This window comes from Rhizobium sp. CC1099 (assembly GCF_029714385.1).
GTDB lineage: Bacteria > Pseudomonadota > Alphaproteobacteria > Rhizobiales > Rhizobiaceae > Rhizobium.
This window is the reverse complement of sequence record NZ_CP121641.1, coordinates 3,020,990-3,045,000: the sequence shown is the minus strand read 5'-3', so window position 1 is coordinate 3,045,000 and position 24,011 is coordinate 3,020,990. Positions and strand designations below refer to the sequence as shown.

Annotated in this window: 18 protein-coding genes, 1 tRNA gene, 2 rRNA genes and 1 pseudogene (1 of these 22 cut by a window edge); 10 read left to right on the top strand and 12 right to left on the bottom strand. The window is 60.6% G+C overall.

Annotation, left to right across the window (positions count from 1 at the left end; all coding sequences use genetic code 11):
• The 3 genes from QA644_RS15370 to QA644_RS15360 form a co-directional block, all read left to right on the top strand.
• Positions 1-1,268: ribosomal RNA gene (locus QA644_RS15370) — 23S ribosomal RNA — on the top strand (it extends 1,674 nt beyond the left edge of the window).
• 131 nt (positions 1,269-1,399) lie between these two features.
• Positions 1,400-1,514, top strand: a 5S ribosomal RNA gene (gene rrf / locus QA644_RS15365).
• Between the two features lie 108 nt (positions 1,515-1,622).
• A tRNA-Met gene (locus QA644_RS15360) sits at positions 1,623-1,699 on the top strand.
• 525 nt (positions 1,700-2,224) lie between these two features.
• On the opposite strand, the pseudogene QA644_RS15355 reads toward QA644_RS15360, so the two are convergent.
• From QA644_RS15355 to QA644_RS15310, 10 genes and pseudogenes are all read right to left on the bottom strand, one after another.
• A pseudogene (locus QA644_RS15355) lies at positions 2,225-2,394 on the bottom strand (DNA-binding response regulator); the annotation flags it as partial.
• A gap of 284 nt (positions 2,395-2,678) precedes the next feature.
• Positions 2,679-3,572 carry a CocE/NonD family hydrolase gene (locus QA644_RS15350; protein ID WP_283069371.1) on the bottom strand — a complete coding sequence of 298 codons (894 nt, stop codon included), beginning with the start codon at positions 3,570-3,572 and terminating at the stop codon, positions 2,679-2,681.
• 12 nt (positions 3,573-3,584) lie between these two features.
• A complete protein-coding gene (kduD, locus tag QA644_RS15345) occupies positions 3,585-4,343 on the bottom strand; it encodes a 2-dehydro-3-deoxy-D-gluconate 5-dehydrogenase KduD (RefSeq protein WP_283069369.1) in 759 nt (252 codons plus the stop codon).
• Positions 4,327-5,412: a sn-glycerol-3-phosphate ABC transporter ATP-binding protein UgpC gene (gene ugpC, locus QA644_RS15340; protein ID WP_283069368.1), complete on the bottom strand. Its 1,086-nt coding sequence runs from the start codon at positions 5,410-5,412 to the stop codon at positions 4,327-4,329. Before ugpC ends, kduD begins: the two co-directional genes overlap by 17 nt.
• An 11-nt stretch (positions 5,413-5,423) precedes the next feature.
• On the bottom strand, positions 5,424-6,476 hold the full coding sequence (locus QA644_RS15335) for a carbohydrate ABC transporter permease (protein ID WP_283069367.1): 1,053 nt from the start codon (positions 6,474-6,476) through the stop codon (positions 5,424-5,426).
• Entirely contained in the window at positions 6,473-7,501 is a 1,029-nt protein-coding gene (locus QA644_RS15330) for a sugar ABC transporter permease (RefSeq protein ID WP_283069366.1), read from the bottom strand. The genes QA644_RS15335 and QA644_RS15330 overlap by 4 nt, the downstream gene beginning before the upstream one ends.
• Positions 7,502-7,632: 131 nt before the next feature.
• On the bottom strand, positions 7,633-8,901 hold the full coding sequence (locus QA644_RS15325; RefSeq protein ID WP_283069365.1) for an ABC transporter substrate-binding protein: 1,269 nt from the start codon (positions 8,899-8,901) through the stop codon (positions 7,633-7,635).
• A gap of 82 nt (positions 8,902-8,983) precedes the next feature.
• Positions 8,984-11,440: a hypothetical protein gene (locus tag QA644_RS15320; protein ID WP_283069364.1), complete on the bottom strand. Its 2,457-nt coding sequence runs from the start codon at positions 11,438-11,440 to the stop codon at positions 8,984-8,986.
• Between the two features lie 17 nt (positions 11,441-11,457).
• Positions 11,458-12,294, bottom strand: a complete 837-nt coding sequence (gene kduI, locus QA644_RS15315) for a 5-dehydro-4-deoxy-D-glucuronate isomerase (RefSeq protein WP_283069363.1) — start codon at positions 12,292-12,294, stop codon at positions 11,458-11,460.
• The gene (locus QA644_RS15310; RefSeq protein WP_283069362.1) at positions 12,291-13,391 is read right to left on the bottom strand and encodes a glycoside hydrolase family 88 protein; all 1,101 of its coding nucleotides are present in this window, start codon (positions 13,389-13,391) and stop codon (positions 12,291-12,293) included. Before QA644_RS15310 ends, kduI begins: the two co-directional genes overlap by 4 nt.
• A 115-nt stretch (positions 13,392-13,506) precedes the next feature.
• Between QA644_RS15310 and QA644_RS15305 the strand changes: the two genes are divergently transcribed.
• Positions 13,507-14,610, top strand: a complete 1,104-nt coding sequence (locus QA644_RS15305) for a LacI family DNA-binding transcriptional regulator (protein WP_283069361.1) — start codon at positions 13,507-13,509, stop codon at positions 14,608-14,610.
• 47 nt (positions 14,611-14,657) lie between these two features.
• On the opposite strand, the gene QA644_RS15300 is transcribed toward QA644_RS15305, so the two are convergent.
• Together QA644_RS15300 and QA644_RS15295 are read right to left on the bottom strand one after the other, a co-directional pair.
• Positions 14,658-15,962, bottom strand: a complete 1,305-nt coding sequence (locus QA644_RS15300; RefSeq protein ID WP_283069360.1) for an NAD(P)/FAD-dependent oxidoreductase — start codon at positions 15,960-15,962, stop codon at positions 14,658-14,660.
• A gap of 447 nt (positions 15,963-16,409) precedes the next feature.
• Positions 16,410-17,084, bottom strand: coding sequence for a protein-L-isoaspartate(D-aspartate) O-methyltransferase (locus QA644_RS15295; RefSeq protein WP_283072399.1), 675 nt, complete (start codon positions 17,082-17,084; stop codon positions 16,410-16,412).
• An 898-nt stretch (positions 17,085-17,982) separates the two neighbouring features.
• On the opposite strand from QA644_RS15295, the gene QA644_RS15290 reads away from it, so the two are divergent.
• From QA644_RS15290 to QA644_RS15265, 6 genes are all read left to right on the top strand, one after another.
• The gene (locus QA644_RS15290; RefSeq protein ID WP_283069359.1) at positions 17,983-18,888 is read left to right on the top strand and encodes a LysR family transcriptional regulator; all 906 of its coding nucleotides are present in this window, start codon (positions 17,983-17,985) and stop codon (positions 18,886-18,888) included.
• Positions 18,889-19,004: 116 nt separating this feature from the next.
• Entirely contained in the window at positions 19,005-20,168 is a 1,164-nt protein-coding gene (locus QA644_RS15285; protein WP_283069358.1) for an adenosylhomocysteinase, read from the top strand.
• Between the two features lie 14 nt (positions 20,169-20,182).
• Complete coding sequence (locus QA644_RS15280; RefSeq protein WP_283069357.1) at positions 20,183-21,175, top strand: Gfo/Idh/MocA family oxidoreductase; 993 nt, start codon at positions 20,183-20,185, stop codon at positions 21,173-21,175.
• 173 nt (positions 21,176-21,348) lie between these two features.
• Positions 21,349-21,786 (top strand): antitoxin Xre/MbcA/ParS toxin-binding domain-containing protein, encoded by a 438-nt coding sequence (locus QA644_RS15275; RefSeq protein ID WP_283069356.1) that lies wholly within the window; start codon positions 21,349-21,351, stop codon positions 21,784-21,786.
• Positions 21,786-22,277, top strand: a complete 492-nt coding sequence (locus tag QA644_RS15270; RefSeq protein WP_283069354.1) for an RES family NAD+ phosphorylase — start codon at positions 21,786-21,788, stop codon at positions 22,275-22,277. The genes QA644_RS15275 and QA644_RS15270 overlap by 1 nt, the downstream gene beginning before the upstream one ends.
• Before the next feature lie 142 nt (positions 22,278-22,419).
• On the top strand, positions 22,420-23,295 hold the full coding sequence (locus QA644_RS15265; protein ID WP_283072398.1) for an MBL fold metallo-hydrolase: 876 nt from the start codon (positions 22,420-22,422) through the stop codon (positions 23,293-23,295).
• Positions 23,296-24,011 lie beyond the last annotated feature (716 nt).

The window sequence follows — 24,011 nt, the reverse complement described above, 5'->3', positions numbered from 1 at the left end:
ATAGACCGTACCCGAAACCGACACAGGTGGTCAGGTAGAGTATACCAAGGCGCTTGAGAGAACTATGTTGAAGGAACTCGGCAAATTGCACGCGTAACTTCGGAAGAAGCGTGACCCCATTTTGGGCAACCAGGATGGGGTGGCACAGACCAGGGGTAGCGACTGTTTATCAAAAACACAGGGCTCTGCGAAGTAGCAATACGACGTATAGGGTCTGACGCCTGCCCGGTGCTGGAAGGTTAAAGGGAGAGGTGCAAGCTTTGAACTGAAGCCCCAGTAAACGGCGGCCGTAACTATAACGGTCCTAAGGTAGCGAAATTCCTTGTCGGGTAAGTTCCGACCTGCACGAATGGCGTAACGACTTCCCCGCTGTCTCCAACATAGACTCAGTGAAATTGAATTCCCCGTGAAGATGCGGGGTTCCTGCGGTCAGACGGAAAGACCCCGTGCACCTTTACTATAGCTTTACACTGGCATTCGTGTCGGCATGTGTAGGATAGGTGGTAGGCTTTGAAGCGGGGACGCCAGTTTCCGTGGAGCCATCCTTGAAATACCACCCTTATCGTCATGGATGTCTAACCGCGGTCCGTTATCCGGATCCGGGACAGTGTATGGTGGGTAGTTTGACTGGGGCGGTCGCCTCCGAAAGAGTAACGGAGGCGCGCGATGGTGGGCTCAGACCGGTCGGAAATCGGTCGTCGAGTGCAATGGCATAAGCCCGCCTGACTGCGAGACTGACAAGTCGAGCAGAGACGAAAGTCGGTCATAGTGATCCGGTGGTCCCGCGTGGAAGGGCCATCGCTCAACGGATAAAAGGTACGCCGGGGATAACAGGCTGATGACCCCCAAGAGTCCATATCGACGGGGTTGTTTGGCACCTCGATGTCGGCTCATCGCATCCTGGGGCTGGAGCAGGTCCCAAGGGTTTGGCTGTTCGCCAATTAAAGCGGTACGTGAGCTGGGTTCAGAACGTCGTGAGACAGTTCGGTCCCTATCTGCCGTGGGTGTAGGAATATTGACAGGATCTGTCCCTAGTACGAGAGGACCGGGATGGACATATCTCTGGTGGACCTGTTGTCCTGCCAAGGGCATAGCAGGGTAGCTACATATGGAAGGGATAACCGCTGAAGGCATCTAAGCGGGAAACCCACCTGAAAACGAGTGTTCCCTATCAGAGCCGTGGAAGACGACCACGTTGATAGGCCGGGTGTGGAAGTGCAGCAATGCATGAAGCTTACCGGTACTAATAGCTCGATCGGCTTGATCGTTCTCATTGACAATGCTCATCAAAATGAGCCAGGCGATAAGAAGCAGCATACAAGCGCTTCCCCGCCAATGACGTGTTCAACAAAACGAAGTGAAAACTTCACCAGCTTCTCAAATCGTTGCGCTTCGCTGACCTGGTGGTTATGGCGGGGTGGCTGCACCCGTTCCCTTTCCGAACACGGCCGTGAAACGCCCCAGCGCCCATGGTACTTCGTCTCAAGACGCGGGAGAGTCGGTCGCCGCCAGGTCTGCAAAACGCAACAACAAAATCACAATCTTCTCAAAACAAAACAACGGCCATAAGCCGATATAAACCGGCCGCAACAACAGCGGTCCGTTCCGCTTCAAAACAATAACGCGGGGTGGAGCAGCCCGGTAGCTCGTCAGGCTCATAACCTGAAGGCCGCAGGTTCAAATCCTGCCCCCGCAACCAAAAAAACTTGCAAATTCTGCCACGCAAGTTGTTTCTGATCGAACTCCTCCAGATAGCTCTGGAGGAGCTTTTTGCGTTTGGAATCAGAGTCGATCCGCTAGCGTCAAGCCGCGCAGCTATCACCGGCCTTAAAGCAGGAAGCGAAGCGGACGTCGTCGCAACACTTGCCGCGCGGCACCCGCTCGAAGGCTCGAAGGCGACTGTCGATGAAAGCGTTTGCAGGTGGGGATAGCGGCACACAACTTATGCGAAGGTCGGCGAGCTATCGAAAAGGGCATCGTGACGAGCAAGATTAGGAGCGGCATGTACGCTGCAGATAGATCGTCGTTTGCTTGATCCGGCGAGTGGACAAGGATTTTTCTACGCCGCTCGGGGCGTACCGGCTACCGCAACGAGCGGCGGAAGCACCAGGAGGACGTTCTCGTCATATGCTTGAAAGTCGCCAACATCTCAACGGGAGCCTGCGCCGCCGTTTCTAAATTTGCCGTCGCGTTGATTTCATCGCTGAGGAGAGTCGTTCTTGCCAATTTTTGCCATCTCGTCGGTGCGGGCGATCGGCAAGGCGATGAGCGTCGCCTTGTGACTGCCGACACGCAGTTCGAGGTTCGATACGAGCTCGTAGTCGCCCGGCGCCATGAGGTCGGCGAGATCGACGTATTGGTTTCGAGGAATGCACGCACCTGGCGCCCATCGGCGAACCGTTCTTCCTCCTCAGGTATGCGGACACAATGCACGCGATGCTCAGGCACGACACCGTGTTCAGGCGGCATAGCGGAGCACCGCCGAACGAGACAGGAGACCGAAACGAGCTCCCGATCCGAGCGACGCCCGAGAGGGGTTGGGTGACGGCGCCGATTCTCTAGCCACGGTCGTGCGCACCGGCCGACCGCGATTTCAACCAAGCCGCTCCATACCTAGCTTACGCCATCAAGTGCCACGTGCGCACGCTGAGCTCGCTGGCACCGCGTCGATTCCGCAATCACTTCAACCGGTATCGAAGAAAGTCGAGGACAGCGCGGCGCATCGATGGGGTTTCCCGGTGGCCGACGCCGGCTTCTGCCAGAAGAGCGATGGCGCCGGGGGCGCCAGCCGTGCGATAGGCGGCGTTCGTTTGGGCGAAAGCGCGCTCTGCTGCGAGCTTTGGAGTCAGCGGATCCTCGAGGCCGAGGCAGATGAGCTGAGGTCGCGGGGCGATGAGGCCGGCGATCTCGCCGATCGAGGTTTCCGACAAAAGGCCGGGGATGGTGAGGTAGTGGCCGTGCAGGTCGTGGGCGCCGGTTTCGACCAGCGTCGCGAAATCGGCGTAACAGCAAAGATGCGCGACAGCCGCGAGGCGAGCATCGATGGCGGCGAGGAAGTAGGAGAGGGTGGCCCCCATCGAAATGCCGGTCATGCCGATCCGGCCGGCATCGACATCGCTGCGCGCGGCGAGCCAGGTCAATGCGGCAGATTGTTCGCCGAGCATCTGCCCGAACAGCGTCCGCCCCTGCCAAAGGGCTGCCTTGGTCGCGGCACTCTCGCTTACCTCGGCGCGCTCTCCGAAAGTCGGCATCTCGATGCACAGGGTGACATAGCCTTCGCTCGCCAGGACAGGTCCGGGTGCATCGAGAAGTGCCGGCCGTCCTTCGATCAGCTCGCTCGCGCCGATGTCGTACCGGCCGCCATGTGCGTGGGCATAGAGAATGGCCGGTCCGGGCGCGCGGCTTGCAGACGGTCGTGTCAGGAAACCGCGGATTTCCGTTCCTCTGGCTAGGCGAAAACGCAGATGCTCAACAACGTGGTCACCTCGGTCTTCCGCGACAGATGCCACGAGATCCAGGGACGTATCCGTCACCCGCAGTAGCGCCCTGAGCCGTTCAACGGAAATCGTCATCGCCACGGCGGCCTATCGGACGAGCCAGCCGCCGTCGACCGGCAGGACGGTGCCCGTCACATAGCCTGACGCAGGCGCGGCGAAGAACAGGACCGAGGTGGCGAGATTGTCCGGCGTGCCCCAGCGTCCCATCGGGATGCGCGCGGAAATCTGGGCATTGCGATCGGGATCGTTGCGCAGCGCCTCTGTATTATCGGTCGCCATATAGCCGGGGGCGATGGCGTTGACGGTGATGCCGTGTGGCGCAAGCTCGTTCGCCATCGCCTTCGTCAGCCCGGCAATGCCGTGCTTGGACGCCGAATAGGCGGGCACCCGGATGCCCCCCTGAAAGGTGAGCATGGAGGCGATGTTGATGATACGGCCCTGCCGCTTCGTCTCGACCATGCGGCGGGCGACAGCCTGCGACAGGAGGAAGGCCGCTTTCAGATTGACGTCGATGACATCGTCCCAATCGTTCTCGGAGTATTCGAGCAGGTCGGCGCGGCGGATGATGCCCGCGTTGTTGACAAGAATATCCACGCCGCCGAATGCAGCAGCGGCTTCAGCGATAACCGCCTTTGCATCGAAGGTCTTGGAGAGATCGACCTCGAGCGCGTGAAAGCGGCGGCCGGTCTTCCGGACGAGACCGGCCGTCTCCGGCATGGGAGAGGAGCCGAGCGCCACGATGTCGGCACCGGCATCAGCCAGTGCCAGCGCCATGCCCTGGCCGAGGCCTGTCCTTGCCCCGGTGACCAGGGCGACTTTTCCGGAAAGATCAAACAGCGTTATCAAGGCGCAGGCCCTTCTCGTTGAACAGATGAAGCGGTGCGGCCGAGAGCGACAGGCGGAGCTCGCTCCCGGTCGTCAGGTTGTGCTGGCCAGGTGCGACCACCAGAACCTTCTGCCCGGCGACATCGGCATGGATGACGGTTTCCGAGCCGAGCGCTTCCACGAGCCTGATCTTGGCCGGAATGGCGGTCGGCTCGCTGCCAACCGTAATATGGTGGGGGCGCACGCCGACCGTGACCCGCGCGCCTTGGCCGAGATTGGCGCCGTTGACCGGAAGCTCGATCCGTTGCCCGCCGGGCAACGCTGCAACGGCCCTGCCGGACTGCACGGATTCGACCGTTGTTTCGAGGAAATTCATGTGCGGCGAGCCGATGAAGCCCGCAACGAAGCGGTTGGCCGGTGAATTGTAGAGTTCGAGCGGCGTGCCGACCTGCTCGATCCGGCCGGCGCGCAGCACGACGATCCGGTCCGCCAGCGTCATCGCCTCGACCTGGTCGTGGGTAACGTAGATCATTGTCGCCGAAAGCCGGGCATGGAGTGCTGCAAGCTCGGCGCGCGTTGAGCCGCGCAGCTCGGCGTCGAGGTTGGACAGCGGTTCGTCGAGCAGGAAGGCGACCGGCCTGCGCACGATGGCGCGACCGATGGCGACACGCTGACGCTGGCCGCCAGAGAGCTGGCCCGGTCGCCGGTCGAGATAGGCCTCGATCTCCAGCATGCGCGCGGCTTCGCCGATACGCTCGGCGATCTCCGCCTTCGGCATCCTGGTGTTTTCCAGGCCGAAGGCGAGGTTCTGGCGCACGCTCATATGCGGATAGAGCGCATAGGACTGGAACACCATGGCAAGGCCGCGGTCGGCGGCCGGGATAGTGTTGACCACCTTGCCGTCGATGGCGAGTTCGCCGCCTGTCGGCTTTTCCAGCCCGGCGATCATGCGAAGCAGTGTCGACTTTCCGCAACCGGAGGGCCCGACGAAGACGACCAGTTCGCCGTCCTTGATCTCCAGGTTGATGCCGTGGAGCACGTCGACCGCCCCGAAGGATTTCGTGACATTGGTGAGCTTGATATGACCCATGACGGCCTCCTCTATTTCAGTCCGGTTCCGGCAATGCCGGTGGTGATGAAGCGCTGCAGGAAGATGAAGACGAGGACGACCGGGATCATCGTCACCACCGTCATCGCCAGGATGAAATGCCACTGCACATTGAGCTCGCCGGAATAGATGCTGAGGCCAACCTGCAGAGTATAGAGTTCCTTGCGCGACAGCACGATCAGCGGCCAGAGGAAGTCGTTCCAGCGCCAGACCACGGAGAAGATCGCAAGAACGGCGAGCGCGGGCGCGGTCAAGGGCAGGATGATGCGCCAATAGATCTGCCATTCCGACGCCTTGTCCATGCGGGCCGCGTCGATCAATTCGTCGGGAATGGTCAGCATGTACTGGCGCAGGATGAATACGCCGGTCGGCGTCGCCACGGTCGGCAGGATGACGCCCCAGAGATTGTTGAAGAGGCCGAGCGCCGAGACGATCGAATAGAGGGGCACCATGATCACCGAGAGCGGCACCATCAGAGTGGCAAGGATGAGCAGCATGGCAAATGTCCGGCCGCGAAACTCGTATTTGCTGAGCGCAAAGGCCGCCATTGAATTGACCACGAGCGTAATCAGCGTTGCCGTTACCGTCACGAAGACGGAATTCCACAGATAGCGGACGAAATCGAAATGGGTGAAGGGTTCGGTATAGTTCTCCGAGGCGAACGACATTTCGCGGACCGGGGCGCGCTGCGAGATGTTGACCTTGACGATCTCCCCCGGTTTCTGCGGATCGATCATCTGGCTCACGATGCCGATGCGCCGGACTTCGGCGAGTGTCGCCTTGCTGCCATCCGGCAGCGTGACGTTGTAGAGATCGAGCGGTTTGTCATAGCCTTCGACCGTCACTTTCTGAGTGACGTAGGGCAAGATGGTCGGCGGGAATTCGGCAAGGGCTGCCGGAGACTTGAATGACGAGCCGACGAGCCAGACGGCCGGGCCGAACATGACGAACAGGCCGCCGACGAGCCAGACCCAGGTGACGATATCCGTCCAGTGCCAGCCCTTGCCGCCCTTGCGGCGCAGGATGAATTCCGCAACCCGGCTCATTTGCGGGCTCCCTTCTTCTCACTGGATCGGCTGAGGCCGAGCTGCATCAGCGTCAGCACGACGAGGACGACACCCATGAGGATCGAGGCCGCCGCGGCCAGCCCGGGATTGCGCAACTGCGTGGCAAAGCCGGTCTCGTAGATATACTGGGTGAGGTAGAGCGTGCTGGTGCCCGGTCCGCCGCCCGTCAAGACGTAGACTTCATCGAAGATCTGCACGGCCTTGATAAGGACGAGGACGACCACGACGAGCAGGTTGGGCGCAAGCAGCGGCATGGTGATGCGCAGGAACGCCCGCGTCGGCCGGGTGCCATCCATTTCGGCGGCTTCGTAAAGATCCTTCGGGATCGCCTGCAGGCCGGCGAGCAGGATCAGCGTGTAAAAGCCCATATGCGCCCAGATCGACACGCCGATCGTGGCGGCAAAGGCCCAGTTGCGATCGTTCAGCCAGGCATAGGGATCAAAGCCGAAACCGTAGAGGCCGAAGTTCATCAGGCCCTGGCGCTGCAGGATCCATTTCCAGATCAGGCCGACAACGACAGGCGACAGCAGCACCGGAAAGAAGAACACCGCCCGCCAGAAGCTGCGCGCCGCCAGCTCACGGTTGAGGATCAGCGCGGTCACGAGCGAGACGGCGATCATCAGGGTGACCTGGATGATGACGAACCAGCCGGTATTGCCGACGGCCGTCCAGAACGTGTCTTCGGCGCAGCTATTGGCATTGAGATAGTTCGTGCAGTCGAACAGCCGGGCATATTGATCGCCGCCGACGAAGCTGCGATCCGGCAGGAAGAGGGCAGTCCCACCGGTCATCGAATAGGCGAAGTTGATGAAGAAGGGCAGAAGCACGAAGATGCCGAAGATCAGCATGTTGGGCAGCAGGAAAAAGGCCGCCATGCCGCTGATCCCGGTCACCCTTTGCAGCCACCGCAGCGGCGCGTCGATCAGCCCCATCGCGAAGCGCACCGGCGCGAGAACGACTTCGCCAATACCGGAGCCGGTCTTTCCGAGAACATCTGCCTTCATTGCCCACCTCCCTGCGGCAGGCGGAAACTTACTCGTTTCCAGCTGCTGTCGCATTTTGCAAATTGCTTCTCAAGACGTGCAAGTGGGAGGCGAGCGGCGACGCAGTTTTGCTGCCGCCGCTCGCCTCACTGTTAGCGGCCCGAATCCTTGACCTTGGCCGCGATGTCCGCATCGATACGGGTGTAGGCTTCGGCCACCGGCATTTCGCCCGCCGCTGCCTGGCTCACTCGGGTGACCAGCGCCGCATAGTAGGTGTCCGACCAGAACCAGCCGGGCAGCTTTCGGGCGATATCGGAAAGCGAGCCGGTCGCCCCGACGAAGATGTTCAGGGCTGCCTTTGCCTGTGCATCGTCAGTCTTGAAATCCAGACCCTTTTCGACCACGCCCTTGTGCGCGGGCAGGAACAGCGTGCGTTCGGAAAATTCCTTCACGATGTCTTCGCGTGCCAGATAATCCATGACCTTGGCCACTTCGGTCGGGTTCTTGGTGTATTTGACCGCGACCAGGCCAGCGCCGCCGGTCATGCCGGTGCAGTTTGTCGGACCGCAAGGGCTGCCGGTTGCGACCCAGTCGAAGTTCGAGCCGATCTTGGTCGAGAAGTTCGGGACCTGCCAGGAGCCGGAATAGTAGTAGGCGAGCTGGCCGTTGATGAAATCGTCGGCGCCGGCGCGGTAGGTCGAGCCAGCTGCAGACACCCAGACGTCCTTGCTCATCGTTCCGTCGCCGACCCAGCCGACGAATTTTTCGATGAACGCCTTGGCGCCGTCATCCAGCGGAGCGGGTTTTCCGTCGGCACCGATGTAGTTCGAGCCATAGGCTAGGATCGGTCCGCTCAAGCGATGACCGGATCGGTCAAGCGCCATGGCGAAAGGCACCTGCTGGCTTTCGGCGACCTGCTTGGAGGCCTTGGCCCAGTCGTCCCAGGTCGCATCCTTGCCCGGCAGGGCAATGCCCGCCTGGTCGAACAGCGTCTTGTTGGCAAAACCGCCGGCAAGCGTGATCTGCGTCATGAAGCCGGAAATCTGGTTGGACCCATCCGGACGCATCCAGTCGGCCTGAGCGCCGAAATTCGTGTCCCAATAGGCGGCGTCGGCGACCAGCGGGCGAAGATCGAGCCAATGCTGGCTCATTGCCTTCAGGTTGGTGACGCGGGCGATATCCGGACCGTCGCCGGCTTCAAGCTGCACTGGCAGCTGTTCGCGCACGACCGTGTAGGACACGTTGTCGAGCACGACGTTGATCCCGGGATTTTCCTTCATGAAGCGGTCGAGCAGATCTTTCAGGACCTCGCCCTCGACGCCATCGGAATACCACATGATGCGGACGTCGCCGGCGAGTGCCGCCGTCGACGTCAAAAGCCCGACGGCAAGCGCCGCCAGCAGTGTTCTGGTCTTTTGCATTGTCTTCCTCCTCTTGTGCACGAGCCCTTCTCCCGCTCGCAGGTAAACGTCGCGCCGGTTTCTCCTAGCCGGCGCTTCGCTATCAGTTGGCAGCCAGCATGGTGACCTCGCCGGCAACCGTGAAGTCCTTGGGCGAAACGGTGCGGCCCTCGGCCTCGACCGATCCGTCGGCGCGAAACGTTACTGTGCCGTAGTCCGGGTCCTCGATAGCGAGCGAGCCGTCTTCCTTCTCCTCGACCGCAAGCGCCGTGAACCGGGCTTCTACCGCGGCAAGGGTGGAGGCCTCGCAGACCCGAACGATCCAGCGGGTTTTTCTGCCGTATTGGCGCAGTTCCGCATTGGCGGATGGACCATCCTTGATCGCAACGAGATCGGTGCTGCCGCGCAGCATCATCGCGCCGTTCCCGCAGCGCGCCAGCGCAAGGGTTCCATTGACGCTGCTCTCGTCGAACTCGCCAACCGGAAACCAGGCATGGGTGAAATCCGGCTGCTCTTCAAAGGTGGAAAAGTCGAGTACGGCCAACCCCCGGTACTGGTGGGCGCGAGGGAGGGTGCCGCAACCACCCCAAAAGGACGGCCGGCCGTACCCGAACTGAATTGTTTCACCGGGATGGTTGATCCAGACGGCCGCTTCTGGTCGCTCGCCGAGCCGCAGATGCAGCACGGTATCCTGGTAACCCCATTCGTTCCAGCGGTAATGGGCAGCGGACCCCATGGCGAAGTCGCGGCTCTTGTAGTGATAGAGCGCTGCGAACCTGTTTTCGCCTTGGGCAAACCGCCATTCCTGGTGCTCGTCGGCCTGATGGCAGGCGACAGTGACAAGGCTTTCCGGAACGGTGAGGCCATGATCGCGCAGGCATACGGCGAGCTGCGGCAGTGCATGGACACGGCGGCCATACCAGCCCTTGCCCCAGAGTAGACGGGCAACCCCCGAAAGCTCCAGAGAACGGCCGGCGCAAAGCGTGTGTTCGTAGGAGCGCCCCTGCGCTGCTGTCACCATGCCGTGATGCGCCGAACGGGCGATCACTTCGCACAGGCGAACGATGCCCTTCTGCGCGCGCTCGGCGATGTCGGCATCGGGTGACAGGGCGGCGAGCGCGGTCAGCCCCTTGAGGTCGATCGGGAAATAGGGGGCGGAGTTGAACTCCGCCATTTCCCAGGCCTCGAAATGGTCGAGCCAGGCGCGAACACGGGCAGCACCAACGGCGCTCTGCTCGGCGCCTGTGCGGCCGGAGCGGGCGAAGGTCTTGTCGGCCAGAAGATGTCCGGCGAGATAGGCCGAGGTGTGGAACAGCAGCGCGTGGTTTTCGGAGAAGTACCATTGAACGTCGTTGCCGGGCTCATCCATCCAGTAGCGGAAACCGACGATCGCCTCGTCGATGCGGGCGCGTGTCGCCTCGCCGATGTCCTTGCCCCAGACGGTGCGCGACCAGATCAGCGGAACGAGCGAGAAATCGGCGCAGTCGTGGCAGTCCTCGATCGATGGCAGGATTTCCTCGATCATCGCATCGGTGTCGGCGCCACTGCGGCCGCTTGCCAGCCGCGCAAAGGCGCGGACGGTATCGCGTTCGGAAAATTCGGAGATCTCGTCCAGAGTTTCGGTGATCCGTTCGGCAAGTGCTGCCGGTGCTTCGCCCTGACGGCCGGCATGGCAGATTTCGACGCCGAGCGAGCGCGAGGCGACGAAACCGCCGGCCTTCAGCGTGATGCGGAAATGACGGAAGTCGGCGGGTGCGTTTTCCGAGAGGCCAATAACCAGACGCGCATCGCCGGCCTTGAGGACGAAGTCGTAGTCGAAGCGCTCGGTCGACATGAAGTCGCCTTCGACGGTCACATTGACATCGACATCCACCGGCAAGGGCTCGGCGAGAAGCAGTGTGATGTCGCCTTCGAAATAGGCCGTCTTGTCGAAATGCATGCCTTCGAGCGCCGCCTCGATCGTCTCGGCGATCTTGCCTTCGATCGGCACGGCGACGCTTGCCGGCGGTCCGTCGAGATAATCAAGCTGGAAGAAATAGCGCGCATCGCGTTCGGCCAGATCGTCGAAGAAGATGGTGACCTCGTTCAGTCCTTCTTCCAGCGGCAGGTCGAATTCAGCCTTTGCCTCGAGGTTGCGGCTATAGGGCGCCATCCAGCCGGTCTCGTTGCCATTCAGCCAGAGAACCGCGCCGCCACAGGTACCGAGGCGGACCTTTGCCGTCCCGGCTTTCTCGGCAGCGATGAATGTGCGGGCAAAGGTGGCAAGTCGCGTCGGGCGGAACCAGAAGCCGGAGAGATCGAGCCGCGGCGAGCCGAAAGGCAGCCACCAGCGCGCCGCGTCGAACGCGCCGCGCACGTCCGGCCGCTTGCCGCGATAGGTTTCGGCGAAGATCGTGCGGCAGGGATATTCGTGCGGAATGAAGTTCTTGTGCTTGGTGAGGAAGAAGAACGGGTCCATCTCACCCTTCATCGAGGCGTCGGGAACGTCGAAACGCTCCTCGGCGATCGCGCCGAGCTGCCAGTAGCGGATGGCATCGCCGGGGCTAAGGTCACGGTCCATAAGTGATCTCATCGGGCTCATTTCAGTTCCGCTAGGGCCACCGGGGCCACATCGTTATATTCCTGGTTTTCTCCAGTCATGCCCCAGACGAAGGCATAGGGGCCGGTGCCGGCGCCCATATGGATAGACCAGGCGGGTGACAAGACGGCGTCGCCGTTGGCGCCGATGAGGTGACGCGTTTCTTCCGGGCGGCCCATCAGGTGGATGATGCGATCTTCCGCCGCCATGTCGAAATAGCAATAGGCTTCCATCCGGCGCTCGTGCAGATGCGGCGGCATGGTGTTCCAGACGCTGCCCTCGGCAAGATCGGTAATGCCCATCAATAGCAGGCAGGACGGTGTCACCTCGGGATGAATGTACATGGCGAGCCGTCGCTTGTTCGACCGGCGGCCGTCTCCCAGATCGATAGCCTTCGATTCCGCCTTCTTGATCAGCCGGTGGGGGATGTCGGCGCCGGCGGGCACCGAGTTCATGTAGAACCGGGCAGGGGTCTTTCCCGAGAGGCTCGCCATCGCAATCTCGCGCGCACCGCGGCCGAGATAGAGCACGTCGCGGTTTTCCAGCGTGAAGGACTGCCCGTCGACGGTCACGGTGCCCGTGCCGCCGAGATTGGCAATGCCCATTTCGCGGGCAGACAGGAGATAGGGCGTGCCGATCTCGGCGCCGGAGCCGAAGGTCACGCTCTGAGAAACCGGCATCGCACCGCCGAGAAGCAGGCGATCGACATGCGTATAGGTGAAATTGACAGCGTCCGGCAGGAACAGGTCCGTCATCAGGAAGGCGCTGCGAAGCTTCTCCGTATCATAGGCTTTGACGTCTTCCGGTGCCGCTCCGTACAAAACCTTCATCGTCATGCTGCTTGTCCTTCCGTGCCGACATGCTGCAGGCCTTCGGAGAGGCACAGGATTGCCAGCGCTTGGCCGTAGCCGGTCGGTTGAATGGGGATATCCTTGTAGAACTCGAGATCGTGGCCCATGCGCGTACCGTAGGAGACGTTGAGCACGGTGCCGGTCTCGTCGATATTGTCCATCACCACCTGCAGGGCTTTCAGCCCGGCTTCGCGCCATGCCGGCGTGCCGAGCCCGAGGCGGTAACCTTTCAGAAGGCCGTAGCCGATGCCGGCCGTGGAGGAAATCTCTTCATAGGAGGTGGGATCGTCGAGCAAGGTGCGCCAGGCGCCGGACGGAGCCTGGAGCGCGAGCAGCGCATCGACCTGCGCCACGAGAACGCCCTGCAGAAAATCTTTCACCGGCTTGCTGATCTCGGCGAGGTCGAAGAAATCAAGCAGACCCGCCGTGATCCAGGCATTGCCGCGCGCCCAGCGCGCTTCGGCAAAATTGTGCCGTCCGTCGAAGGTCCAGCCGTGGAACCAGAGGCCGGTATGGGTGTCTGCGAGGTAACGTGTGTGAACCAGGAATTGCCGCGATGCCTCATCGACCAGTTCGCGCCGACCGCTCGCCTGACCGTAGGATGCTAGGAACAGGGCGACCATATAGAGGGTGTCGTCCCAGAGTTCGTTGTCGTTGACCTTGTCGGAGACGTGATGCTCGAAACCGCCTTCCGGCGTGCGGCCCATGTCCGACATCACGCGGTTTGCCCAGTCGTCGAGGACCGGCTGCCAGCGGGGGTCGCGGGTCTTGGCCCACAGCACCGACAGGCCGAGCATCGGCGCCGTGGTGTTGACGTTGAGCTGCGGCAGGCCCGCCTCGATACGTGCCTGGTACCAGCTTTCGATGAGCTGGCGCAGGTCGTCGCGGCCGGTGAAAAGCCAGAGCTTGATCAGGCCATAGAGGCCGACGCCCTGCGGCCACTCCCAGCTATCAAAGCTGATGTAGTCGCCGGCGGTTCCGTCGAGATTGGGTTCGTGAAAGCGACCATCGTGCTTCAGGCCGGTCGTTCCGGCGACAAGGCGTTCGAGACGATCGCGAATATCGCGGCCATTCGGGGCCATAGCATTCCTCCCAACTCCGTCCGCTCTTCGGCGGTTCCGTTGACAAAATAAAGCCACGGGATTTTTTCTTGCGCAATCTGAAAATTTTTCTCATGATTGCGGCAGGAGACGAAGGATGACTGTCAAACCATTGCCGGGCAAACGTGGAAAGAAGAGCAAACGCGTGCGTCTGGAAGATATTGCGGAGGCCTGCGGGGTTTCGCTGAGCACCGCCTCGCGTGCCCTTGCGGGCGAAAAAGGCGTTCGGCCGGAAATCCGCCAGCAGGTGCTCGAAGCCGCAAAGACTGCCAATTACGTCATTCCAACCGCGGTTGCGGGGCAGAAAGTCATTCTTGCCGCATCGAGCGCTGCCATGATCGACTATGTGCGCAACCAGTTCACGCTCTATGTCCTGGAAGGCTTGAAGGATCGGGCGCAGGCGCTCGGGCTCGAAATCGTCACGCGGCCGATCGGAGACAGACAAGAGGAACTTGCCGTTCTGAAGGAGGCGCTGGATGATCCGCAGGTTGCCGGCCTGCTGTTTCTCACTGTCGATGACGAGGGCATGCTTGCCGCCACGCGCGGCTTTCACAAGCCTGTGGTCCTTCTCAACAGCGACGATCCGTTCATGCGGCTGTCCAGTGTCACGCCCTGCAACCGCTCAAGCGCGCGGCTCGCCGCCGATCACCTGATCGATCTCGGCCACGAGCGTATCCTGTTCCTGATGCGGCCCGGCCGGCGCACCATCGAAAGGCGCTACGAAGGCTGGAAGGACGCGTTGCTGCATCGCGGACTACCCTTCGACGAGGGTCTCATGGTGCCTGTCGAAGACTGGCTTCCGGAGCTTGCCGCCCAGGCGGTCGCGGCACGCATCGCTGCCCGCGGGCTCGATTTCACCGCCATACTGGCCGCTGGCGACAGCCTGGCCGTCGGTGCGATGATGGGTGTCCAGCAGTCCGGATTTACTGTGCCAGGCGACGTTTCAGTGATGGGTATGGACGATCTTCCGCAGGCGGCCTTCCTCAATCCGCCGCTGACGACCATGCATATCCCAATGCGCGAGATCGGCTCGGTGGCGCTCGATCTGCTGCGCGACAACCTCTCCAGCCTGCCCATGCCGCCGCGTCGCGTGGAACTTGCCTGCCGTCTCGTTGAACGCGCATCCACCGCTCGGTGCCGGCCTGTTCCCATTCACCAGATTTCTATGGATAGTCAGGATCGAGAGAGCTTTCCTCGCTGACGGCGAATTGGCAAGTCTCCGTGGTTTCAAGCCCCCGCAACCAAAGCTTACGACAAATTCAATGGGCTTCGAGGAAACTCGGAGCCATTTTTGCGTTCGGAATCCCCTAACATACAGCTAGGCGTAGCGTTGCCTTTGACGAGTCGCTCCACGAGACGAGCCGCCTCCTCTGCGAGAGCCGGTATGGTGCCTGATTTCCGCGTCGATCCGAAATCGAGGCCGGCGAAATAGAGGCCCGGAACAGCACCGACGCCGTCGGCGTGGACAGGCTGGCCGACTGCATTGAGCGCGCCAGGGAGGTGGACCCAAGTGAAGTCGCCGGTGAAGCCGGTGCACCACACCACAGACCTGACGCCGCACGCCCTCCAGTCCATGGCACGGATCAGAGGATCGGGTATGCGCGGTTCGACCGTCTCAGCTGGATCGCCCTCGGCTGGCGGCGCATCAAGGCCGGCGCGCTCGATGTACGCGTCAACGAGGCGCTTGGTGTTCGCGGAGACTTCGTCGGCAAATCGCATATTGGCGTGGAGCTCATCGCCGAAAACGAGACTGTCGTTTTCCATGCCTCGGAAGCGGCCGAGCAACACGACGCCTTGTGCGCTCAGCGATTGCAGGCTGATCGTGTGCGTCGCACCGACAAGCGCGCGGGCCGGCACCTTGCCGGAAGGTAGGACGAGTTCCTTGCGCGGGACGTCGAGAAAGCCGGACAGCGTCAGCCAATTAAGTATGTTGCCTCCGCGATAGCGCCGCACCCAACGGCCGTTGCGGCTGGTCGCCAGAAACACGACGCGTCCAGCCAGCGCCAGGTCCTCAGCAATCTGGCCGCCCGACTGACCGCTGCCGACGACCAGCACCGCGCCATGCTCAAGCTGGGCCGCGTTGCGATAGGCCGAAGAGTCCACTTGGCGAAGTTCGACCGGCAAATCCGCCGACTCCGGCGGCCGGACCTGTCGATTCTGGTCGCCAGTGGCGATTACCACGTTGCGCGCCAGAAGGACGCCTCGGGCCGTGGTTACCTGAAACACCCCATTTTCTCGCGTCAGCTCCTTCACCGGGGTTTGTGTGCTTACCGGTAAGCAGTGTCGCTTCGCATAGTCTTCGAGGTAAGAGACGAACTCGTGGTGGGTTATCGCGCCCCAAGGGTCCGGTCCCCTGTAGGAATCGCCGGGCAATACTGACCGGATAGTCGGCGAGTTCAGTCGAAATGAGTCCCATCGCTGCGTTCGCCACGACTCACCGATCCGACCTCCATCAAGCACCTTGTGTTCGCAGCCTTGCTGCTTCAGGAAATAGCTGACACCGAGCCCAGCCGAGCCAGCGCCAATCACGACTACGTCGAGAACTTCGCCCATGCGTCCCCCCGCCTAAAGGTCTGGCGCATCCTACGCCTCGGCTTCGGGCGCGACTAGAGGTCCGGGTGAAGGTTCCTTCAGGGGCCCCATGGTGGCGCAGCGTGATCGACTCTCAGGGTCCATAGGGTCGTGACGGGAACCTTCGCGGCATCAATATCTGTCGCGACCACTGGCACTTCGCCGATAGTCAGCACCTTAAAGCTCTATCTGCATGGTCATGTCATGCGGCCTTCGCCACGAGCAGGAGCTTGTCTACGGGATCGCGATGCCCGACGACAGCGCGCACTTCACCCGATAAGCACAATCAGAGTGATTGGGAGAGGCTGATCCGGACCAAGGTCCGCAAAGGGTCGAACTTTCACGTCCGCCAACGGTGCAGACGGGCAGAATTTTGACTTCTGTGTACGATCGGAGAGGTGCGGTCGCGCCGGATGTCCGCACGTCGCGTTAGACCGTTTCGAGCAGACTAAACTGAACCGGGATAAGTTTGCGAATCTTGAGTTGCCCTGCCGCATCTTTGTCAATGACAGTCAGGGACTGTTCTTTTTCAGATCCCAACGGCATAACCAGGCGCCCGTCGGGCTTGAGCTGCTCAAGCAATGCCGGCGGCGACCGCTCGGCTGCCACCGTGACCAGTATCTTGTCGAACGGGGCGTGCTCAGGCCAGCCGCGGGACCCGTCTCCGACACGAATGCCGACATTAATAAAGCCCAGGCCCGGCAGCAGAGCCTCGGCACGGCTTGCGAATTCCTCGATGATTTCGACGCTCCAGACCTGCCCGGCGAGTTCCGCGAGGATTGCGGACTGGTAGCCCAGGCCGGTGCCGATCTCGAGCACTGCCTCGTGCGGTTGGGGAGCGAGGAGATCGGTCATGAGAGCGACGATGAAGGGCTGCGAGATGGTTTTATCGAAGCCGATCGGCAGCGGCATGTCCTGGTAGGCATACGGCGCAAGCTGGGCTGGCACGAAGAGATGCCGCGGCACCCGCTGCATCGCAGCCATCACCCGCTCATCGAGCGCCGCCCTGCCAAGCTCTTCGCTCGCAAGCTCAACATGGATTGCAATCAACTCGACCATGTGCCTGCGCAGGACCGCGAGGTGCTCTTCATTCATTGGTTTCATGATCACGGCTTTCCTCAGCCAGTTTATTCCCAGATAGCTCTGTGATCAAACTCAGGAATGACCGGAATGCGGTCCACTTGCGCCATAGCGCGAGCAAACCCAGTGGCCGTAACGGGTCGATAAGCGGACCTGGAGACATCATTAGCGAAGGTCCGGATGTGGGCCCCAAACCGCACATGTTAGCTGAGGTTCGTAAAAGGCTTGAAATTACAAGTCTCGGTTCAATCTGGCCACCGCAACCACGGAAGCTTGCAAATTCTCCGCGGTGTAACGGTGGTCAATCCATTCGCGGAAGTCCGGCATATGTTGCTGGATGCCTTGCTGGACGATTCGGACAGGTAAGAGCGATCCGCGGGCCATGGGTGACCAATCGCAGGAATCGCTGGTTGCGAGCCCCCCGCAACCAGACAAACTTGCAAATTCGCCCATTCGGCGTATTTGCCCTGGAGCTTCTCACCATACCGGTCGAGGAGCTTTTTTGTTTGCGCGCCGTGCCCAACTCGCCTGACACAAGCATATCCTCGAAGTCGTTCTGGCCCGGTTCCAATCGTGAGCCCGTATTTCCACTTTATCGGGGGCAACCACCTCCGCCAGCCATCATCATGTGAAAATGGCCTGGGACGATCGCGCCGCGATTACCCCATGTCTGAGCTTGCTCCCTCAGAACGCAGTGACGCCGCCCTTGTAGGCCAGCCAGTTGCGCCGCCGTCAAGCGACGGCGCCCAGCGGATGGTCATGCTGCCCTGCGGTCCCAACTAGCGAACGGATCGGGTATCCGACTGGCCGAGGCAGGGCGTATGTCACAGGCGTCCAGCAATTCAAATTTTGCTTTCCTTTCGGGCGTTTCCGGGCAAGGAATACGGCTAAACGCGCCGCCGCCCTGCAGAAGAGCCCTCTTTTGAACCTGAAGCATCCGTTGCCACCGCTCAACGCACTTCGTGCCTTCGATGCGCTCGCCCGCTGCGGCAGCCTGCGTGCCGCGGCCCAGGATCTCGGCGTGGTGCCGGGAGCGGTAAGGCAGCAGCTTCAAGGCCTTGAGGAGTATTTCGGAGCGGCTCTCTTCATCCGCAAGGGTGGCCGGTTGACACTCAACGCCGCCGGATTGCGTTTTGCCGATGCAGTAGGAATTGCATTTGCGATCGTTTCCCGCGCGGCAGAAGAGGTCCAGCAACGAGATCGCAAGACACGCCTTCGGCTTGGCGTGCCCATGCCGATGGCCCTTTCCTGGCTGATGCCGCGACTGCCGCGCATCCATGCTGATCTTCGCGATCTGGAAATCGATGTCGTACCGGTTGCCGTCACCCGCACGCTCGCCGACGCGCCCGACCTCGACGCCATGATTGCCGGCGGCGAATACCGTCCTTTGCCTGACATCGCAGCGACCGCCTTCATGGTCGATGCGTTCGGCCCCGTTTCCAGCCCCTCATGCCTCGTCCCACCTGATGCCGATCTTGCCAATTGGCTCGAAAATACCACGGCGCTGGTGGCGCGCGATGTGTCTTACCTTTGGGATGACTGGTTCCGCGAAAGCGGCACACGCCCGTCGCGCTTCCTGAAACGGGTTGAAATCGATGACCTGACGCTGGCAATTGGCGCGGCGAAGGCAGGTCTTGGCGTGACAATAGCACCGCGTGCCTCCATCGAGCTGGAACTCGCCAGCGGTGTGCTGACAGCACCTTTCGGTTTCGCATCCCGACCGGTCGGCTTCAGGCTGTGCTGCCGCGTCGCAGATCGTAAGAGCAAGGCGATCGGTCTTCTGGCGGATTGGCTGCTCCGGGAAGGCCAGGCGGCCGATCCGGCTTGAACAGGAAATCTACCCATTACCGCAGTATTATGTCCCTGTTGACCACCGGCTTCGCACGTTAGGGAACATCCGCAGAAATACCGGCAGCACGCCTGCGCCCAGCGGAGACAAAAGCCATGACCCGACAACACCAGCTTTCGCGGATCGAATGGGTGGCGGACAGTTGCCGGCTGCTAAAGGCAATCGCCGAAGAATTCTGCCGCACAAAGCCTTTCCAGAGCCTGACGATCGGCACCGCCATTCACCTGGAACCCAAGACCGTCGCTCTTCTCATGACATTGCGGGCCGGCGGCGCCAATCTCGTGGCAACAGGCAATCTCAACAGCACCCAGCCTGCGACCGTGGAATACCTCAAACAGCACCAGATCGACGTCATCGGCGAGCAGACCACAGACACGACGGCGCATCGCGGCTTCATCGACACTCTTCTCGACCGCCAGCCAGACTTGCTGCTTGACAATGGCGGCGATCTTTTCGCCCGCGTCGCCGAACGTCCCTATGAAAACCTGTTGGGCGGCACTGAGGAAACGACATCCGGACGCCGGCGTCTCGCGCCGATGCGCGAGGCCATCGGACTGCCGATCCTCGTCATCAACGACAGCCCGATCAAGCAGTTTGCCGAAAACCGCCACGCCGTCGGCCAGTCGCTGTTCGAGAGCTATATGCGCTTCACCAATCGCTCGACCAATGGCAAGCGTGTGACCGTTTTCGGCTATGGCGCCTGCGGCAAGGGAACCGCCGCCTGTTTCCGCAGTGCCTATAGCAATGTCAGCGTGGTCGATGTCGATCCTGTCACTGCTCTTGAAGCCCATCTCGATGGCTTTGCGACACCGCTCAGAAACCAAGCCATCGCCTCCGCCGATGTGATCGTCACCGTGACTGGCTTTGCCAATATCGTCACGGCTGCCGACCTGCCGTTTTTCAAGGATGGTGTCATTCTCATCAATGGCGGGCACTTCCCGACTGAAATCGATGTCAATGGCATCAAAGCCGTGGCGGGGGTCAACGCGGTCGATACCTATACTATCGATGGCATCGAAACCCTGCATCTGGATGACGGCCGGAAAATCCACATCCTCGGCGGCGGGCATATGGCCAATCTCGCCGGCCCCCGTCCGCTTGGAAACTCGATCGAATCGATGGATCTGGGCTTTGCCCTGCAGGCGCGCTGTCTCGAACGGGTCGCGGGCGGCAAGCTCGATCATACCTCCTGTGTGGTTCCGGTGCCGGCCGACATCGATGCGCAGGTCGCCGCCGCCTATCTCGATCTCAATCGCTAAGGAAAAAATGCCAGATGTTGCGTTGGGGAATACTCGGAACCAGCTTCATTTCAGACACCATGGCTGACGCCATCGCATCCAGCGAAAACTCAAGCCTCGAAGCGGTGATGGGCCGTGATCCCGGCCGGCTCGAAGCCTTCGGAAGCCGTCACGGAATCGCAAAGCGTTATGGTGATATCGGCACGCTGCTCGGCGATGACACTATCGATATCGTCTATGTCGGACTGCCGAACAATGTTCACCACAGCGCGGTGATCGCCGCGGCCAAGCGCGGCAAGGCGATCGTTTCGGAAAAATCGCTGACCGTGACCATGGCTGACGCACACACCCTTGCCGACGCTGTCCGGGTCTCCGGTGTGTTCTTCATGGAAGGGCTGATGTATCTCAATCATCCCGTGATCGCCGAATTGGGTGCGATCCTGCGATCAGGCCGCCTTGGACAACTCAGGTCGATCAACGGCCTCTATGCGGCCGATATCTCGAAATTCGTCAATCCCGCCGGCGGCGGCACGCTTTTCAACCTCGGTTGCTATCCGGCATCGCTCCTGCATTATGTCATGCAGACAGCTTGCGGCGATGACGCGTTCGGTCTCCGGAAAATTACGGGCCATGGCAATATGTCGGCGACAGATGGCAATATTTGCGACGCGGCGGTGTCCGCCCGGTTCTCAAACGGCCTGCTCGCCACGCTGCAATCGACCGACAGTTACGGCATGGCGTGGAGCTTTGCGATTCACGGCGACAAGGGCGTTGCCCGCTTCAAGACCAACCCCTGGCTTCCCGTCGCCGGCGACAATATCATCGAGATGGAAATCTACGGCAAAGCGCCTGATCAGATCGTCGTCTCGACCGGGCTTGACGCCTTTCAGCACCAGGTATTGACCGCAGAAACCGCCCTCCGCGACGGCCTCAAACAAGCCCCCGGGCCGTCGCCTCGGCTCGCCGATTCGCTCGAAATCATGGAATTTCTCACCGAGTGGGACGCCTGCTGCCGTGTCGGCGGCTGACGAACAGGATCATGCCGCCACGAAAATTGTCACCGCCCGCGGCGAACGCCTCGCCATGACCGCAATCTATTTCATGCTGTCCGCTACGTGGAGCGTATAGCATCGGCTCTTGTAAAATGGCAATATGCCGCGTATCTATATGGCATATTGCCAGAACAGATCAGGAGCAGATGATGTCGATCACCGTCGTTGAGGAAATCGCCCGGAAGCTCGGTGGCCGCTCGGTGCTCGGGATCGTAGTTCGCTCTCAGGCTGATCTTGCTCTCGCGGTTAGCAACCGCCTGCCATTGACAGCGTTGAAGGGGCTCAGCTTAGCCGGGCTGAGCGAGCAGGAAATCGAGCGCTTCGTCATCCCTCAGCGCACACGCCGGCATCGTGCCGACAAAAAGCAGCCACTCACCGTCGATGAATCCGATCGTGCCGTTCGGCTTATGCGAATTCAGACCCTCGCCGAGGAGACGTTCGAATCCGCCGACAAGGCTGGTCGCTGGCTGCGCCGGCCTCTCACCGAGCTTAGTGGCCAAACGCCGCTTGTGGTGGCACAGACTGAAACGGGCGCCAGGGTCATCGAAACGATACTCGGCAAAATCGCCTGGGGCGCTGCTGCCTGATGCTTCTCTGGCGATTGTCGGGGACGCGATATGCGCATGCGTTGGATGGTGGATATGGTCTTCATTTCGACGGCCGATGGAACACGATTGGCCACCCGATTACCTATTGCGCGACATCTCCGTCCTTATGTGTCTTAGAGAAGCTTGTTCACATCGAAGATCCTGCGCTTCTCCCGCCGCTCACGATGGTCACTTATGAGATGCCGGATGACGCCGAAATCGAGATTGTCACCCTTGACGCCCTTCCGGAGGATTGGCGTCTGCGGGAAGGTCTGACCCAGCAAATAGGGGATAACTGGCATCAGGGACGATCTAGTCTGCTGTTGCGCGTGCCTTCGGCCATTGTGCCCGTCGCCAACTCGCCCGACCTTAATGTTCTGGTCAATCACGCACACCTTGACGCTGCTGCCATCAAAGTAGTTACCGCCGAGCCGTTCGTGCTCGATCCAAGGCTATTCGGCGCCGCGGTTGTCCCGCCCACAGTGGAGTAACAACACGTGATACCAAACCAAATAGAGCGATTCGCGTGGTAGTATTCCCGTGAGGCGCCTTGCTCAGGTAGACGGTCGTTCGGCCCATGAACTGCATCTCGTATCTGAGTAAAAGGTTGATTTTTTGAGAAGGGCAACCCCGCTGAATGTTTCCGTAGAACTGAGCTCTTACCCCGAACTTGACGATCGGATCGTGGTCGTCAGGGCGGGAGACGAGGTTGATGCCATATTTGTTCTAGCTGAACGATTTAACGTCCTGATCGACACTCTGGGGACGCCCGAGTTATGCCGGATGGCGTTGGACATGCTTGGGGGAAAAGCGGAGGCTCGCCCGCTGATCGTCGTCAACTCGCACATGGACTGGGATCATTTCTGGGGTAACGCTGCCGTTGCCGGGCAAGCTCCTATCGTTGCGCATGCTGCGGCGCTCGAACGCTTACGCGATCCGTCCTCACGGCAGGTCCTAAGAGACAAGGCGAGCCAGAATTCAAGATTTCAGAACGTCGAGCTCATCGGTCCTGATATTACATTCTCCGGCTCGATGACGCTCAATGGCGGCGATCTGACGCTGGAACTCATTCATACGCCGGGACACACGCCCGACCACGTTGCTGTGTGGATCCCTGAACTTCGCACCTGTCTAGCCGTCGATGCGGTGGAGTACCCAATCCCCGAGGTCTGGAGTAAAAATCCGGACGACCTCCGCTTGATCTGCTCGTCACTCAAGCGGATACGCGACCTGGATGCAAAGTTCGTTATCCCCGCCCACGGCAGGACGTTTTCTCCTTCGACGGTAGACGATAATCTGGCCTATTTCGAAGAATTGGCTAATCGTGTTCGCAATTTAAGCGAAAGCCAACTGGCGGACCCAGAGCTGAGCAAATCAAGCGGCCTCCGACTTCAAGATATTGTGCCCATTCCGGAGGACTTACCCGTGCACGTGTTCGAATTCTATGAAAAATGCCATGAGACGAACCTTGGCGCGACGATTCAGACATGTGTTGAAAGACATCCATGAGGCGGCATCAGAACGCCGACCTCGACGAGAACCGTGAGCCTAACCAACGATATTCCTGATACCAGCTGGAAAGACGCGATTACAGAACGCCCGGACGTCATCCCTGGCATGGTGGATGGGCCAGATGTCATGCGCAATACTATCAGGTCTCCGATTTCGGAGACCTGCTCATCGCAAGCCCTTAAACAACTTAGGCTAATTGCGAAATTTATTTCTGAATGGCAAAATCCTTGATCCTTTTGCCGTATTAATGTTGCGCACCTAAGCCGCGACTTTCTTCGGAATTCCGTTCGTTGCCACTTCATTCGGCTGCGGCTCGGTACCGATCTTGGCCCCGGCGTGCTTGCCAACTCTGACGGCGAGCGAAGTTGCCGAACAACGCCCGCCAAGCGCGATCCACAACGACCAATAGGGCTTTGCCGAGATGACCATCAATCGTTGCCAGGTGCAAAGTTCCATAAATCGCCTTACGCCTCAGACGCGCTCGGACCGACCGCCTACAAGTCTCGGTGTATTCAGGCCCCACGCAATCAAACAAACTTGCAAAATTCGCCCATTCGGCGTATTTACTCTGGAGCTTCTCACCATGCCGGTCGAGGAGCTTTTTTGTTTGCGCGCCGTTTCCAACTCGCCTGACGCAAGCCTTTCCTCGAAGTCGTTCTTTACTTCGGCCAAGTAGCGCTTGGTCGATGGGATTGATCATGGCACGGTGCGTA